Origin of the sequence: Crocosphaera sp. Alani8, from assembly GCF_038442745.1 — a bacterium.
GTDB lineage: Bacteria > Cyanobacteriota > Cyanobacteriia > Cyanobacteriales > Microcystaceae > Crocosphaera.
The window spans coordinates 1-17,161 of sequence record NZ_JARVCN010000001.1; the positions used below are offsets into that span (position 1 = coordinate 1).

Annotated in this window: 8 protein-coding genes and 3 pseudogenes; 6 read left to right on the plus strand and 5 right to left on the minus strand. The window is 42.3% G+C overall.

The window, feature by feature from the left end:
• From P9B04_RS00005 to P9B04_RS00015, 3 genes are all read left to right on the plus strand, one after another.
• Window positions 1-1,366, plus strand: a 1,366-nt coding sequence (locus P9B04_RS00005) for a DUF3991 and toprim domain-containing protein (RefSeq protein WP_342052940.1), incomplete at its 5' end; no start/stop codon positions are given.
• A gap of 652 nt (window positions 1,367-2,018) precedes the next feature.
• Complete coding sequence (locus P9B04_RS00010; protein WP_342052941.1) at window positions 2,019-5,231, plus strand: plasmid replication protein, CyRepA1 family; 3,213 nt, start codon at window positions 2,019-2,021, stop codon at window positions 5,229-5,231.
• A gap of 241 nt (window positions 5,232-5,472) precedes the next feature.
• On the plus strand, window positions 5,473-5,931 hold the full coding sequence (locus P9B04_RS00015; RefSeq protein WP_342052942.1) for a hypothetical protein: 459 nt from the start codon (window positions 5,473-5,475) through the stop codon (window positions 5,929-5,931).
• Between the two features lie 25 nt (window positions 5,932-5,956).
• On the opposite strand, the pseudogene P9B04_RS00020 reads toward P9B04_RS00015, so the two are convergent.
• The 4 genes and pseudogenes from P9B04_RS00020 to P9B04_RS00035 form a co-directional block, all read right to left on the minus strand.
• Window positions 5,957-6,151, minus strand: a pseudogene (locus tag P9B04_RS00020) (IS1 family transposase); the annotation flags it as partial.
• Between the two features lie 126 nt (window positions 6,152-6,277).
• Window positions 6,278-7,156: a class I SAM-dependent methyltransferase gene (locus P9B04_RS00025; protein WP_342052943.1), complete on the minus strand. Its 879-nt coding sequence runs from the start codon at window positions 7,154-7,156 to the stop codon at window positions 6,278-6,280.
• 80 nt (window positions 7,157-7,236) lie between these two features.
• Window positions 7,237-8,538: a hypothetical protein gene (locus P9B04_RS00030; RefSeq protein WP_342052944.1), complete on the minus strand. Its 1,302-nt coding sequence runs from the start codon at window positions 8,536-8,538 to the stop codon at window positions 7,237-7,239.
• Between the two features lie 531 nt (window positions 8,539-9,069).
• A complete protein-coding gene (locus P9B04_RS00035) occupies window positions 9,070-12,600 on the minus strand; it encodes an AMP-binding protein (RefSeq protein WP_342052945.1) in 3,531 nt (1,176 codons plus the stop codon).
• 237 nt (window positions 12,601-12,837) lie between these two features.
• On the opposite strand from P9B04_RS00035, the pseudogene P9B04_RS25095 reads away from it, so the two are divergent.
• The 3 genes and pseudogenes from P9B04_RS25095 to P9B04_RS00045 form a co-directional block, all read left to right on the plus strand.
• Window positions 12,838-13,137 (plus strand): annotated as a pseudogene (locus tag P9B04_RS25095) (four helix bundle protein); the annotation flags it as partial.
• Window positions 13,138-13,357: 220 nt separating this feature from the next.
• Window positions 13,358-14,350 (plus strand): 2-hydroxyacid dehydrogenase, encoded by a 993-nt coding sequence (locus tag P9B04_RS00040; protein ID WP_342052946.1) that lies wholly within the window; start codon window positions 13,358-13,360, stop codon window positions 14,348-14,350.
• A gap of 1,295 nt (window positions 14,351-15,645) precedes the next feature.
• A pseudogene (locus P9B04_RS00045) lies at window positions 15,646-16,029 on the plus strand (hypothetical protein); the annotation flags it as partial.
• Between the two features lie 80 nt (window positions 16,030-16,109).
• On the opposite strand, the gene P9B04_RS00050 reads toward P9B04_RS00045, so the two are convergent.
• A complete protein-coding gene (locus P9B04_RS00050) occupies window positions 16,110-17,069 on the minus strand; it encodes a tyrosine-type recombinase/integrase (protein WP_342052947.1) in 960 nt (319 codons plus the stop codon).
• Between the last annotated feature and the right edge of the window lie 92 nt (window positions 17,070-17,161).

Consider the following 17,161-nt stretch of genomic DNA (forward strand, 5'->3'; position numbering starts at 1 on the left):
GCATCGAACTGTATCAAACCAACCAGGTGAAATTCATAATCCTACCCCCCAACAGCCCCCACCAAACCGACTGGAAATGCAAAGGGAAACCCTGTATCAAGCTGTAAACGATGACGATGACCCCACTAGAGAAAGAACTTTTAGAAACCTTCAAGAACTTTGCCATTCAATACGAACAGGACAAGAAAGAACAACAGGAATTAATCAAGAACTTATCCAAACAACAGAGGAAAAGATTGGAGTCTTTAATCAGTCAACAGAACGAATTAATCAAGAACTTCTCAGAAACCATCAACTCATTCAACAACAGAATGAACGACTTATCAGAGAGGATCGAAAGGCTAGAAAACGCTTATCAAGACATCATGAACGTCTTAGAAGAATAAAAGACCAACAAGCACAAGAACTGGATAAGTTTAAAACTGATATTAATCTCGCTGATTATGCTCAAGCTAATGGTTACAGCATCGATAAAAAGAAAAGTTCTGTTAATTGTCTTGTTCTTAAAGATAACCAAGGAGATAAGATTCTCGTTGGTCTTAATCAAAGCGATGGTCACTATTTTTACTCATCTGTTAAAGATGATAGGGATAGTGGCTCAATCATTGATTTTATTCAGAATAGAAGAAACCTTAATTTAGGTGAAGTCAGAAAGGAACTTAGACCTTGGATAAATGAACCCTCTAATCCTCCTTATTCTCCTAAACAAGCAACGCCTAAATTAACCCCCAGTACCCCAGATAGACATAAAATCATTACTCAATTTGAAGAGTTCAATGTAATAGTAACTCATCCTTATTTAACCAAACGGGGTATTAGTCAAAAGACCAGTAATGACCCTCGATTTCAAGGGAAAATCTACACTGACCACCGTAATAATGTTATTTTCCCCCATGCAGACCGTGAGGGGGTTTGTGGCTATGAACTGCGTAATCAGGAGTTTAAAAGCTTTTCTAAGGGGGGTATCAAGGGGCTATGGGCTTCTAATGGTTCCAAAGATGACACGACGCTGGTTATCTGTGAAAGTCCCCTGGACTGTTTGAGTTATCATCAATTGTTCAGAGATGATACTACCCGTTATTTTGCCACTGGTGGCACTTTATCAGATCAGCAAAAAACCATCCTTAAAGGGGTTTTTGAGAAGTTTTCTAGTCGAGGGGGACAGATTATGATTGCTACTGATAATGATGAAGGTGGTAAGCAAATAGAGCAGGAATTAAGGAATCTTGCCCCATCAACGGCTCAAATTAATCGAATAGTGCCTAGACATCATAAGGATTGGAATGAGGCTTTAATGGCTGAATTGCGACGGCAAAGGGAACAGGAGGAACGTCAAAAACGCAGAGGACGGGGATTGTCTCGCTAAACACCCATCACCATTAATTTTTTGGACTGGCTTTCTGTCTCCTTATTCGGTATATTAAGCATAAGGGAAAATATCTGCTACTTGCACGACTATTTCCCAGACAACGCAACCGCTACTAAAGCTTTTAGGCTTTGAAAAACTTGAAACGGTGTAAAGCCAAAGAATAGTTTTATGAAGTTTTAAAAGCTAGGAGCAACCCAAACCTCCTAACAGTTCAAAATCTTGTTTGGCCACGAGATAACTGTAGGGGGGTCACAGGGGGTTGCTGTCTTAATTTTATTAATTTTAGTGTAGCATTACAACACCTATATGTCATTTGTCATGACAAAAGTTAACTACTTGACCGAAATTTGGAGATTTCAGAGCGAAAAAAAGACAAGCCCTTGCTTTTTGCCCAGGTTCAGGAGATTACCTATTATATCTTAAACTTTTGTTGTTTTTTTGTTGATTTTGGAGATTAAAGATTTCCCTCTGACAATAAAAAACTTGTTCACTCATCAAGCTGGCATTCTCCAATTTTTAGTCAATCTACCATCACCAATCCTTTGAAAGTAGTTTCTACTGTCTAACAGTGACATTCAACCTTAAACCTTAAATAAGACAGCATCCTCCCTGTATGGGTCGCTTCCGCCAACACTCACGGAAAGCACCAATGAAGGAAAACACAGGGACACAACCAAAAATTCAAGACGGCAACCGGTATATGGGGGACTTGGGGGACAAGGAGACAAGGGAGAATATTCATGGAAAATCTCCCTTGTCTCCCCCTTCTTCCGTGTCTCCCAAGTCTTCTGAGACTAGAAGTAATTGCCACTCAACTGAAAAACGCTATCACATCAAAGCCCCACACTACCAAGAATGGCTCAATAGTGCCGTCGCTCCTGCTATCATCGCGAATAACGTCAAATCCCTCTCAGGCAACACCCCTTATGAGTCTTTGTTCTATAGCGACGACATCAAGCGTTTAAATACCGGGCGACTGACATCAAGCGACCTTAAAAAATATTCACATTTAGACAATGGGGGATGGTGGGTGAATGGGGTTAACCCCCTCACCGGAGAAGAACAATTATGGGGTCAATTCAAATGTGATTCCCCCAGAGTCATCGTTGAAGTCAAAGGGGATAATGGTTTTGGTGGTGAAGCTGTAACCAAAGAGAAGATCATCAAATATGAAGCCCCCCCCAAAGTCCCCACCGAGGCCATGTTCCTACGGGTAACATACCGTATTGGCTTAAACGTTTTCAGAAAAGCCGGCTTAGGGAAAGAATACGCCGAATATGCCTACCATCAATATAAAAAATCCTCTAAAAAACTAAATAATCTCGATAGAATCAAATTACTTGATTTTATGGACACAGAGGATAAAGGTTTCTGGCCATTAGTCATCGACCTTAACCTACCCATCTGTATCACCGAAGGAGCCAAAAAAGCCGGAGCCTTACTTACACTTGGTATAGCAGCCATTAGTATTCCTGGGATCTGGAATGGCTGTCCCATTCCCAAAGATAAACTTGGCAATAAAATCGGTTTACCCCGTCTCATCCCACAATTAGCCCTATTTGCCACCAAAGACCGAGAAATTAACATCTGCTTTGACCAAGATACTAAACTAGAAACCCGTATCAACGTTAAAAAAGCCACAGAACGGTTAGGCGGTTTATTTAGCAGAGCCGGTTGTCAAGTTAAAATCCTCACCTGGGATGCCCCTGAAAAGGGCGTTGACGACCTCATCCACTCAAAGGGTCAAGATTACTTTGAAAGCGTCTATGAGAGCCGTTTATCCTTGGCTGAGTATAAGATCCAAGGCTTTTGCCACCTCATCCCTGACTTAACCATTAACGAGCGATATATCCCTGAAAGCTTACAATATCCCCAAAATGCCAAACTCATTGGAGTTAGATCCCTACATGGCACAGGAAAAACCGAATGGTTAGCTAAGAAAATAGCCTATTACCTAGCCAACCACCAAAAAGTCATTATCATCGTCCACAGGGAACAATTAGCCCGTGAATTAGCCCGTCGCTTTGGTATCGACTACCGTACCGAAGTTAAAGACAATCAATGTTTCGGGCAGTTTGGCTATGCCCTTTGTATCGACTCTTTACATCCCAAGGCCAAACCCTCCTTTGACCCCGAAGCCAAACAATGGGAAGATGCCGTCGTTATCATCGATGAAGTCGAACAAGTTTTATGGCATTTACTCAATGGTGGAACTTGCCAGAAAAACCGTGTCAGAATCCTTAAAACCTTCAAACAACTATTACAACGAGTCGCCCAATCCAAAGAAGGTAAAATCTTCATAGCTGATGCTGATTTATGTTCCATTAGTATTAACTACCTTGAACAATTAATCGGCTATAAAGTCCCTAAATTCATTGTCAATAATAGCTATGTACCCGAAGCGGAAAGATTACTGTATCGCTTCCTTAAAAAAGACCCAGGAGAATTAATCAGTCACTTAGAAGACAATATCAAGAAAGGGCATAAAGTTATTATTCATACCGACGGACAAAAATATCAAAGTACCTGGGGAACCCGTACCTTTGAATATTATTTCAAACACAAATTTCCTGGACTTAAAGTATTAAGAATTGACGGCAAAACCGTCACCCAGAAAAAACGGTCTGCTTTTGGCTGTATTGATAAATTAAATGAAATCATACAAAAGTTTGATATTGTTGTTTGTTCTCCTGTTATTGAAACCGGAGTGAGCATTGACGTTAACCATTTCGATTCCGTTTATGTCCTTAGTCATGGGGTGCAAACGGTTGATAGTGTCTGTCAAAGTATGCAACGGGTCAGAAGTAATATCCCCCGTTATGTCTGGTGTAAACAATGGAGTCCCCATCAAATCGGTAACGGGTCAAATGATATTAAATCCTTACTAGCATCTACTCATAAACTCGCATCGGCACAGATTAGCTTATTACAAAAGATGGGTATTACCGAAGCCAATGATGTTAGTTTCTATGAAGAAAGCGAGGATATTAAATCCTGTTCTCCTTCATTAATCGCTTGGGGTAAACGAGCGGTTATTATTAATACTGAGAATTATAAATTTGCTGAGACTCTCTTTAAGAAGTGTGAGAAAATCGGTTATCAAGTCCTAGACATAGATGACCTAGAGAATGATTACACCCAGATTAAAAAAGAGTTTAAAGAAGTGAAAGAAAAGAACTATAAAGACCATACGAAACGGGTATCTAAGTCCCCGAACATTGACCAGAAAAGCTATGAGGAACTTAAGGAAAGAAAAGACTTAAGTGATGAGGAAGAGGAAATCTTAAAGAAAGCCGAGATTAGTCGTTGTTATCTCACCGAAAAGGTTAGCTCAGAACTGGTAGAAAAGCACGATAAAGGATGGTTGCCTAAATTACAGTTACTTTATTATCTAACCGTTGGTGAAGCGCACCTAAAGGATAAAGAAAAGCGTAACCTCACCCAACTTAAAGAACAGTCAGATAATGGGGAATTATTCAAACCTGATGTTTGTAAATCTACCCTTGGGACTCAACTATTTTTCTTAACGCAGTTGGATATTTTACAGTTCTTAGATCCCGATGCGGAGTTTGATAAGGACTCATTACAAAAGTGGTATGAGAAGATCACCACCCCTGTTATGAAGTCTCATATTAAAACAGTCTTTGGCTTTTGGATAGGGGAAAGGGATACGGCTATCTCTGTGGCTCAACGATTCCTTAATCAATTAGATTTAAAGCTGATCTTCGACCGACGGGAACGACGCAACGGTCAACAGGTGAGGATCTATAAAGGGTGCCATGTGAACCGAGATCAACGGGGCGAAATATTTGAGCGATGGTTGAAACGGGATGAAGCTAACTCTATGAACGAAGCTGCATAGTTACTTAAGTGAGTCACCCCTAGTATAAGTAATTATTTAATTACATTCCGGATGACTCACCGTTTCTCTCCATACTGAATGATCTTAAGGTTGGTTTCCCATTACCCTTACCTATCCGTAAAAAGACGGAAACTTTCATCCCTAACCCAGAGAAAAACCAAGTAGAACCCCTAATATTTTTTTCTTGAAAACTCCAGTAATGTAAAGAATATTAAGCGAGTTTCGGCATTCCTGGGGTTTTATGGAAAGTTTTCGCAAACCCAATCAGGGAGAGTCGGTAGCCCCTGATTTTAGACTAATTGTCCATTCCTTTTCCGGGGAAGAGATCCCCAGAACAACATCATTATCAACCCCAGAACAAATAGACGAAAGTTGGCTCTTACAAGAGTCACAGGGGTTCGTGTCTTCTTTTCATGACATAGGGGGACCGTTAGGAGGCTTTGACAACCTTCACTCTGAAAAATTCCCCGTACCTTTTGACACAGTAGAAGCTTTTCCCTTAAATCAGCGGGATTCATCCGTCGACCTTCTCACTAGATTCGACATTGAAACCCATAACCAACTCGCTTACGTCAAACAACAAGCCTTAAACCAAATAGCCACCTTTAGCCAAGACGCTAACTTAAGAGAAAAACTCAAAACCGCCTTTGGAGACAAAGGGAAGACAGAAGACGGACTAAACTTAATAAAAAATCGGTAGTGTTATTTAAGTAGTGAAAATCAATCTAAGTTGATAGTATTTTCTCATTATAATGGTGAATAAAATATAAGATTGCTCCTTCATGATTAAAGAAGCTTTTAGAAAACGATAAGCTTTTTCTCACTAAACGAGAACAACGATGTCTTAAGGTATTATTTAATCTTTCAATCCTTGTTGTTTCACCACTTTTCTTTGTACTAGGATAGTGGCGATCGCAGGGCAGTACATCGCAATATGGGTAGCAGCAATTCTCTTTTTCAAAAAGAGAATTGCTGCTACAACTGTAGAGCTCTTGTTCAGGCAACCCTAGCCTTCTTAAAAAACTATTCTTTACGAATACTCCATTTTAGGCGACAGAACCTATGAAAGCACCCCAGTAAAAGACCCCATCGCAAACTCTCTCGATTCTATTCTGAAGAGATTTTGCAAAAGTATCTAAGTATTCTGACTCGATGCCTTGTTCGAGGAGACTAGGACGATAGATTTGGATCTGATTGAGCATATGGGCAAAGTTAATTTGAAGGTGGTGACTCCAGTTTGCTTGATGCAACAGCTTGAAACCGACAGACTCCAACCAATATTCATAATCGGCTGGGGTGGCCAGTCGTGATATTGCATTCCTATCAGTGAAAGACTTAGCTTCTCCGAGAGAGACGTTATTTGAAATCATAATATCGGAGAATGCTATCAGCCCGCCGTCTCGGATGACACGGCGAGCTTCACTTAAAACCCGCTTCTTATCGATAGCATGGCACAGGGATTCTTGGCTCCACACAATATCAAAAACAGAAGACCACTCAGTAGGGAGAGATTCAAAAGAACCCGTCTGTATAGATAAACGATCTAAAACCTCGATTTCCTTGGCCCGCCTAAGGTTTTGTTCATTTTGCAATTCGCATAGATTCAGACAAGTGATGTGCAAATTTGTCTCTAATAGTATCTGGTGTGCAGGGCCACCGTTTCCAGAGCCAAGATCCAGCAGTTTTCCTTTCAATCCAAGTTTTGAGTATTTTGCAGTCAAACCAAGTAGGGTACTAGTAGATCGACGTGATGCCGCGCTTATGCTGTCGAAAGGAGATTCGTAGATGCCATAATGAATATCGCAACCACCATCTCCCATGATCCATTTGTAAAATCCAGTTCCATTTATAGATTCATACTGAGCGCGAACCCTTTCAATATGTTGTAGGCGATACTTTTTCTTGCTATCCAAGGCAAACTCCAAAGAAATCTCAGATACAAGTGATCATGGTATTACTAAATCGATTATATTATAGCAGTTCCCATACTTGTGAGGTACAGAAGTTATCTCTTTGAGGCAGAAGGCAGGGGGCAGGAGGCAGAAGTTAGGTGTACCTCATGAGTCCGAGAAACGCTATAACTTAATTCACTGACAATTAATTCACCAACCTTTGTGTGTTCCAAAAGAATTATATCCCGTCTCGTATAAAATGTTTTCAACCGATGGATGACAACTGATGCGATTGGTTCATCAAACTTATATACTGGAATTTCGGCTTGTGTCAGAGGATTACAGTCTGTTGCCAAGTCCTCTCCTGGAAAGTGTGGCCAACACATCACAGTGCGAAACCACCAATACTTTCTATATTGGTTGATGCCCCGAAAAAAACGCCACAAAGGCACTGCGTCATCTGGTTGACAATTCCCTGAACGAATCGTCCACGGTTTGGGTGGTGTTTTAACTCGTAAAAAAGATAGATCCACCTTCATACTATCCATTAGTGCATACATTAGATCCCTTTTTTCGATATCAATAACTAGACCCCAGACTCCGCTACAGACTATCTTTCGATCTTCAGCAACTTGTGGATCTAGCTTTTGATGTGAGCCAAGGAACATCATATGTGTGTGAATATCTGTAATTGCAGTGTCATAGGGTGACATCTTTGTAACAGGAAATCTTCTCAAATCTCCATTTTTAGTGACAATTGTGTATGTAAACATACGCATATAAGGGCTATCCCACCAACCCATAAGAAGATCAACGGCATCGACAAGTGATCCATAGCTTTGGTCAACTGTAAACGTATCTTGATACTCAACGATCGCTCTTTTGCGAATGAAAGCGACCCAAGCAAAGCCCAATAATGCGCAGAATACAGTCGGTAGTACGTATTGAAGACCGAACACACCTTCAAATGATTCAGAGTGAAAGGATAGTAGCCATACCATCACCAGATCATTGATGATGAACTCATAGCCAAGCAATCCTGTAAGCAGGAAAACTCCCAAATGGAATATAGTAAGAGCGCATAGCAATCCCATTGCGACGCTACGATGAATCATCAAAAACCCAGAAAGAATTTCTACAAGAAATATTGAACTACAGACAAATAACCGGATCTTCGAGAAGTAGGTGGCAATGGAGATGATGGTCTCTTTCGTCCAGAAGCACGCTCCCCAACCTCTAAGATAAGCGTTTACAATCAAACATTCTATTCGGTTCTCCAGCATCCACGAAAACCAGTGTCTTCCAATCCAAGCTTTTACCAGTCCCTGCTTGACATAGTAAGCTCCCTGGCCTCCAAGAATTGTCGCTAGAAGTAGGGAAACATACTCTGCTCCAACATCTCTAGAGCCAACCATCAGGACATTCTCTAGTCCATTAAAGGCACTACAGACAACAAGAATAACCAGGGAGTAGCGAATAAATTCAAAGCCTAATAGGTTTGAATAACCGGGCCCAAGACTCCACCTTGATATGTTGTACTGCAAGCAACATGAGACAATAACACTGATATAGCCAAAAACTGGTGAAAAATAGACGCAGGCCGCCATACATAAGGCAAAAAATCGATCAAATAAAAAGAAATGGCCAAGATCAACGCACCCGAATCGAAACACAGCTGCCAGAGCTAGAATCCAGGCAAACAAAACACTAAGAAAGTGAATTTCCGGTATTTGTTGCCAGTCACACAGACAAAGAAGTAAGATAAGCGGAGCGTGTACCCACCATAACTTAATCCTAAGAATATATGTTAGGAATCTGCTACTCTTTGGGGATCGACCCTTTAGTGAATTGTCCCAGCAGGTTCGATATACGAACCATGATGCAACTTTGCCTGCTACGAAGATGGCAGTGAAAAGTAGAAATGCCTCAAAATCAATCATTATCAATCAATCTCTAGCCAACATATTGGTTTCCAACCCACTTCTAAGGAACACATCCATAAGTCTTTGATTAACTTGTTCCGGGAGACATGCTTCAACTTGAAACCCATCGTTTCTAACTGTGCGAGAGATTCGTAATCCATGGACGTTACGAGTAAGCATACGGCCAAACAAAGGTGCTCCTGAACCAAAATTCAAAAGGGAGTGGGCGTAAGGGAACAGGTTAACCGGCAAGACATGAGGCTGTAATCCATTCCATTGAACTGTGCGTCTCTCAAACTCAGCAATTTTTAACGCACTGTAAGTGCTTTTGACTCGTTCTACTCCTTCTTTTGTCATCGGCTCTTTTATAAGTTCCGTCAAGGTCACTAAATCAGTCATCATCATGGAGGGGAATTTAACGTGCCAATAGCAACCGACGTTGCCTGTATAGAGTTCTGAAATATCAAGGGTTCCTCGAACATTGCACCACAAGGCCAATTCGCTGTAGATTGTTCCTTCACGACTCCTCTCAATTTCACAGTTTAGCTCGCTCCAGAGATAGGCAGTCAGGTACAGCCAGAACTCGTTCTCGTCGGCCAATGCAAAAAGGTCACGAAGGGTGAGGTCTGAGATAGTATATGTGATGATATGGCATTTTTCCACAACTTCCCACACTCGCTGTGGGTGGCAGATGTCATTATTTTCCGTTACAACGTACCACGATGGGAGTTTGGGGGAGGAACAGATCTTAGCGGCACTGTAGAGTTCTTCTCTACCATGAACGACAGGCTCTACTGTATATTCATGGATATGGGCAGTGCATTGATTCAAGAAATGGGCTAATCCAACCCCATCGATCGCAATGTGGGATACGAAAATTGAGAGTACACAGCCATTAATTTTGGGTAGATGAGTCAGTCGAACCGACATCAATGGAAGATCCTCTGGATGCTTTTCCGAGACTTTACCAATAATGGTTGGAGCAAACCAATCCTGTAAGGTTTTGTTGGTCATCGATTCTAGAGAATCCCAATTAAAATCGTTGTCCATTGTCCTCATTTCCAACAAAACCCCCTCGGAACAAGGCTGGATAGACAATTGGCCAGTGGCAATATCAGTTCTTACTCGTCCGGACAGATGAGGAAATACATCTAACCCCTGTTGCACAGACTCGATCAAAACGGAAGGCTTGATAATAGATGGAAAGGCCAGCACGAAGACCATGCTGTTTGGAACGTTGTCGTCTTCAGCAAGTCTAATTACCGGTCCACACGAACGTGGCCAGAGCAGATGATCGCTAGAGAATAGCTTTGAACAATGCGTATCCTTAGACTGCGGTAGAATTTCTTCGGATACAACTGTATTGAAAGATCGACTCGTCTCGGTTTGCTTGCGCTGTGCCGTTTCCAACTGTTCCACCAATCCATTGACGCTGAGGTGTTTGGCCCCGATAAGGACTGGTTCAACGCCAAACCGTTTGGCCAGAGTCTCAAGAAGATCGACAAATCGTAGGGAATCCATCCCGTATGCAATTAGTGATTTGTTCATTGCGACATCCTCCACAGAAGAGATCCCCAGCACTCGTGCTACCTCTTCTCGTACTTTTTTAGCTAAAATAGCTCGACTATGCCCCATGACATAGTGGGGGGGTATTTCTCTCAAATAGCCACTGTTAGAGGATTTGCTGTCAGATGTGTCCCTAAACTCCTGATGAGTGGATAAAAGGTTGTTGGGGAGGGAATGGTGATCTTCATGGTTAGACGCGTCACTGTCGAAGATAGACTTTTTAAGCAATTCGCCTCTCGAAAACATCTGACTACATTGTGATCGCTGTAATTTGCCAGACGTTGTTTTGGGGAGTGTGCGAGGAGGCACCAGAACAATGCTTGTGCAAGGGATCATATGCTCCTCGAAAACAGAATCTCGGATTGCGGAAATTATTTCTAACCCACTCTCTTCTACCAAGACATTCGAGGAATGAAGCTCTGCGATGACGATAATCGAATTGGTTGAATTTTGCTCATCGGAGCGGACAAAGACACAAGCCTCACCCACAGTCCGATGGGAATTTTGTATAGTATGTTCAATATCATTTGGATGCAAATTGCGTCCTGCAATGATAATGATATCTTTCAACCGACCACAGATGAATAGCTCACGATCTAGGAAAAAACCAAGGTCCCCGGTGCGTAGATAGGTGTTTCCGTTGTGGGGTTCTAGTCGAGCGCCAAATACCGCTACATTCTCATCATCAGACCATCCCCAATATCCTTGTGCAACGCTATCGCTCGACACCCATACTTCTCCTACGACCCCAGGTGAACAGGCTCTAAGGGTTGTGGGGTTCACGATTTGTACATCAAACTCTGGCGGGGGGGTTCCGCTACTGACCAAACTCACACGCCCTTGGGTCGAAGGTTCAGGTTTAAGTACCTTTACTTCCCCACCAGTACGTAATTCCGCTGCATCTACACATAGGATGGGTGGCTCACCTATGGTGCAACCAGATACGTAAAGAACATGCTCGGCTAAACCGTATGTGTTATTGAACAATTTTAAGTCAGCACCTTGACTGGATGACCACTTAGTGAATCTAATCATTGTTTGAGCCCGACACATATCACCTCCCTGCAGGATAGCTTGCAGTGATGAAATATCTTGTTGCATTTCGGTTTCTCGTTCCTCGTTACCCTTCATAACAAGGTCGTAGGCAAAGTTTGGAGCGGCGATGTGGGTAGCACGGTATTTCTGTACTGCTTCTAGCCATTTCTGCGGACTTCTGATGAACGTTGATGGTGACATCATGATAAGTTTTGCCTCAACGCACACAGTATGGAGAACACCCGCAATTAAACCCATATCGTGGTACAGCGGAAGCCATGAAACTAGCACCGAGTCACGATTGACTCGGCTTTCTCGATTTAATACTCGAAGGTTGTGCTGAAAATTCTTGTATGTGATTTTGACTCCTTTGGGAAATGATGTAGAGCCAGAAGTGTACTGAAGGAATAGCACTTGTTCTGGGTCGGTGGGGATTGGTTGAAACGATCGCTGCCCATTCAAATTCGACTGGAGAATATCTGTCGCAACCCACTCAAGTTCATTCCAAAACTCATTTCCAGAATCCACAGAGCCATCAACGCTCCGCTGGCGGCGACTCCCTTGGTAATGGCGAAGATACCGTTTCTGGGTCAGCACTAACCGCGCTCCACAGTCTGCGGCAATCCCTCGAAATCGCCGCATATCTCGTTCAATTGCAGCCGAGCCAATTAAGCCTAAACCTGGGGAGACTATCGCTACGGGAACTGGGATAATACCTGCCAGAACGCATCCGAAAAATCCAGGAATAAACTCAATCCCTGGTGCGTAGGCCAATAAAACTCGTTCACCCCTATTAAGGCCACGCATTTGAAGCATCTGTGCAACATCAACAGACAGTCGGAATAATTGCTCTGCAGTATAGGTTTTCTTTACCAACCCATTATGGCCTAAGAACACATATATGTTGCGGTTAGGCTCAAGCTTAGCTTGTTTAGCTAGAAGATCAAAAAACATTTTTAACTTTTAATCTTTAAATGTTTTAATAGATTAAATATCATACTGATACACCCTTTTACAAGCAATGTTGATAAAACTTTTCAATTGAGTATATCAATATTTCGGTTGAGTGAGTGTCAGTAGATCATAAACGAATGCCGCTAAGTTATCCGGAAAACAAGGTTGTAGAACGGAGTTTTGAAACATTAGATTTCTATCAAGATAGCTTAATCCAACTCATCAGCATCTTATAAATTAGCTGAAGGTTTACCTAGTTACGAAAAGTACAACTTAAGTGATCAATTACGTCGAGCTTCTTGTACTATTTTACTGAATATATCTGAAGGCTATGGACGCTATCATTATCTTGACCGCTTACGTTTCTTCTATATAGCAAGAGGTTCTTTGTCGGAAACCTTAAGTGCTTTTGTTATTGCTCAAACTTTGGGCTATTGTAATGAATCACAACTTATAAATGTAAGACAGTTTATGTCGGTATTGATGTCCATAAACGCACCTATTCCGTTGTCACAGTGGTTGAAGGTCTTGTACTGAAGAAATGGTCAACAGTCGCTAATCCCACCATCATAACTGATCTACTGAGTATTGACGTTTTAATCCATGTAAATGAAAACTGGTATAATCCTCTTTTGTCAGACTCTGAAAAGGGGGTCAAACCCTTATTCTCTCGCTAGGTGTCGTTGGCTGTAATGAGGGAATTTCGTCAGAATTTCGGAAAGTGACAAAAGAGGGATAAACACAAATCGAGGAGATAATGACCAAAGCAAAAGTTGTATTCATGACGTCACTTCCTCGCAAGCTTGAAGAATTCGCGAGATTGACAACACCTAAAGGCTTTGTCACGACAGCTATTGCCAGTAAAGCTAGGGAAGATGAAAAAATTGAAGTATTATCGGATGCCGACTTCATTTTAGGTTTATTTCCAAATCTTTCGGAAGCGGTCCTGCGTCACACAACTAAACTTAAGCTTCTCCAACTTGCCTCAGTAGGTTATGACACAGTGGATTTGAAGTTGCTTGAGAAATATGGAGTCACAGTGGCGACGTGCGGAGACATCAACTCTGCAGCGGTAGCCGAACACACAATTTCGTTGATGCTAGCGATTTGCCGAAAGTTGACGCAGTGCGTCGAGCGCGTGAAGCTTGGAGGCTGGATTTTTGATAGCCCGGCTACGGACGCTTTTACTTACCACAATTTGATTGGTAAACGTGTAGGGCTGGTTGGGTTTGGAAACATTGGCCGAAATGTAGCTCAGCGTCTTCAGGGCTTCCAATGTGCAATCCAGGTCTACAATCGCACAGTAATCAGCGAAGAGCATAAAAAGAAGTTGGGAGTTGAGCAGGTGGAGTTTTTGGAATTGCTCAAAACATCCGATATTATTTCTCTCCATGTGCCGTTGACCCCTGAGACTCGGCACTTGATAGGACGCAAGGAATTAATGTTAATGAAACCATCTGCTATTCTTATCAACACATCGCGGGGGGCATTAATTGATGAGGCCGCCCTCATTGAAGTGTTACAGGAGCGACAAATATTCGGGGCAGGACTCGATGTAATAGAGAAGGAACCCCCTGAACCCGACAACCTTCTGCGAACTATGAGCAATATTGTCCTAACCCCACACATAGGTGGAGCGTCTTTAGGGACACTACAAGAGGTGTTCAGATTTTGCTGGCAGAACATCAAGGATACTTGGGATGGTAAGATGCCACACAACGTAGTTTCTTCTGATCTGAAATCCTTTTGAAGGTAGTGATTCCCATGTAGTGGAAATTTTACAAACTATTAGCAACCTGGGCATTATAATGGTGAATGAAATACCAAATTGCTCCGATATAATTTTCTACTTTAAATTTGGCATTAATTAAAAAGGATAAGAATGGAAGTTTTGATTTGATATAAATATATCATAACTGAATTGAACTGCTCTTCAGCATTTTTGTCTCTCCTTTAATTCAAATGAATTACTTGAGATTATTTCACTACATTAAAACAATCGCTCTCCTGCTGATTCAGGCGATTTCCTCGAAAGCACCACGAAACTGTCTAGTAATTCTAAGGACTCTATGACTTCAAATCCCCCTTTGACAAGCACTTCGTGTAACTCTGACAGTGTCATTAGTTCTCGATGTCCAAAATTGAGTTCGTCACAGAATGCTCGATAGAACAGTCGATTCACATATGAGTCCTTCGGAACAGACGATATCTGCCATCCTCCACAGCGCAGAAATTGTCGCATTTTGCGGATCAGTGTGATTTTCGAACTGTCGAGAAAGTGTTCGACTAACCCCCAGTCAATTCCGATATCGAATGACGTGGAACATTCAACTTCGAACAAATCCTGCTGAAGGTATTCGATGCGCTTTCGATCTCTTCTTAAAACGAAGCGTTTTGTACTCAATTTAGTGGGGATTAAAATCTCCACCTTATCGTTGGCTAGAGTATACCTTTGATGTGCCACAGGATCATTGTCAATCAGCAAGACCCGGCCACGATGACCGAGTATTGACTGTAGAATAATCGCCTCCCATCCCGCCTCGGCCCCGAAATACACAATATCAGGGTTGCTTGGAAGATGCTTCCTAAATAGAGCTAGTACTTGCGCCTTACCCCTTAAATTTAGAAATCCATCTACTCTGTGGACGTAATATGAGATAAGCAAACGCAAAATGCGCAATCCTAAGGATGCCTTAGTCGATTCGTTTATTCGCCACCACGGATCCTGCTGTAGCTTGTGAAAGCTGCGATTAAAGTCACTCCAGGCGACAGCACCACAATGCTTAGGATCCACAATATTTTCTGGTCTGAAATAACTGGATAGTGGACGTACAATATGCATAAACAGCTAAACACTATGATTTTAAAACTACATCAAGGCTAGCGGTGAGGTTATATATGGGATTTGAGGATTATAGAATATAATCTCATGGAATAATCATAAATGCAATGTAAAAATTAGCATTAAATAGCTCCATTTTTCTCCCTTCTGTGCAATTGTGACAACTTAAGAAAATTAAGTAGATGTCAAGAGAAGTTAAAGAGTTGATGACATCTTATTTAACTCCTGATGTTGACCATGAAGAAAATTGGTTTAAACTAACACTTCTTTCCTACGTAAATTTGTGGGCTGCTAGAAAATTAGCTGCTGTTTTACCCCGTGATTGGGAACAGTATTTGAAGACGGATAAATCCATCAAAATCACGCCTAGTCTAGTTCAACGAGACTTTTCAAGAATAATTACCACCTTGGGGACTTTCGCCAAATTTCCCAAACGTCGAGGTTATTCTCCTGGACGGATTAAAGGTGACAAAAAAAACCCACGAACTCGTCATGATGTTATCAAGAAAGCGGATGCGACCCCGCGCCGTCGCACGGCGCAAGCGAACGCGCACCAAGAAGGGACAAAGTCCAATCGGAAGGGCTAACCCAATTAGGGGAAGAACTAGCCAAGCTGTCACCAGGGGCAATCTAGACATTTTAGTGGTTCAAGTAAGATAAGATTCAATTATCCGTTTAATTTCAAACACTGCACTGCCTTTCGTTTAGTCTCTTCCCCCCGCCGATCATACTTAGCCGTCGTCACCGGAGAACTATGCCCCACCAACTTCTGCACCGTGACAATATCAACCCCTGCATCCAATAAATCACTACAAAACGTCCGCCTGAAATCATGGGGAGAAAACGACTCAATTCCCGCCATTTTTGCCCGTTTCTGTATAATACGCCAAACCGTATCCGAGTGCATCTGGCCTAACTTTAAATGACCCCCTCGATGGATACGACAAAACAAACATCCCTCCTCTTCCCCTCGCACCCCTAACCATCGCTGAATATACGAAATAGTATCTAGGGGTAAATAAACCCGTCTCCCTTTCCCTCGTTTACCCTTACGCACCAACACCTCCCCTGTCTGCTCCTCAAAATCCCTTAATTCCAGTTTCACCAACTCAGAGCGACGTATTCCCGTCCCTCGCAACATCACCATAATCGCTGCATCCCTGATATCCATAACACTATCCTCTCCACAAGTCCCCAACAACGCCCTAATTTCCTCTGAATCAAGAGAACGCCCCCTTAACTCAGGTGAGCCTTGAATATTGGGAAAATCCACCGCTTTTTGATAATCATCAGCAGCCATCAACCCCAAGCGATAAGCTTCCAATAACACCCGTCGCAACGCCGACAGCATCTTATTCGCCGTCACAGGAGCCAACTTTTGCAACAGAGCCACCCTCACCGCAGCCGTATGGTGGTAGCGCAGCATAGACCAATCTAAGGTATCCGCATCACAGTCCCCATTCGTTAATAACGACGCTATAGTATTAAGAGAATAGCGGATGGTGCGATGGCTACCTTCTGATAACCCCGATATATATACGCTTGCTGGATGAAGGGTCACGGGTATGGGTGCAGTTAATTTAAGATTTTCGGAAGACTGTAGATCGCCATCAATCAATGTAACCATAATGACCCAACCCTTGGAGGATGAAACAATATAGAACGTTCCTGGTTCTAACGGTTTCAGTTGAAGCGTGGTTGTGGTACAATTTACTTCAA

What these genes read in the sequence shown, in the direction of transcription:
- P9B04_RS00010 (WP_342052941.1), top strand. Translation starts at nt 2,019, where the DNA reads ATGAAGGAAAACACAGGGACACAACCAAAAATTCAAGACGGCAACCGG.
- P9B04_RS00015 (WP_342052942.1), top strand. Translation starts at nt 5,473, where the DNA reads ATGGAAAGTTTTCGCAAACCCAATCAGGGAGAGTCGGTAGCCCCTGAT.
- P9B04_RS00030 (WP_342052944.1), bottom strand. Translation starts at nt 8,538, where the DNA reads ATGGTTGGCTCTAGAGATGTTGGAGCAGAGTATGTTTCCCTACTTCTA.
- P9B04_RS00035 (WP_342052945.1), bottom strand. Translation starts at nt 12,600, where the DNA reads ATGTTTTTTGATCTTCTAGCTAAACAAGCTAAGCTTGAGCCTAACCGC.
- P9B04_RS00040 (WP_342052946.1), top strand. Translation starts at nt 13,358, where the DNA reads ATGACCAAAGCAAAAGTTGTATTCATGACGTCACTTCCTCGCAAGCTT.
- P9B04_RS00050 (WP_342052947.1), bottom strand. Translation starts at nt 17,069, where the DNA reads ATGGTTACATTGATTGATGGCGATCTACAGTCTTCCGAAAATCTTAAA.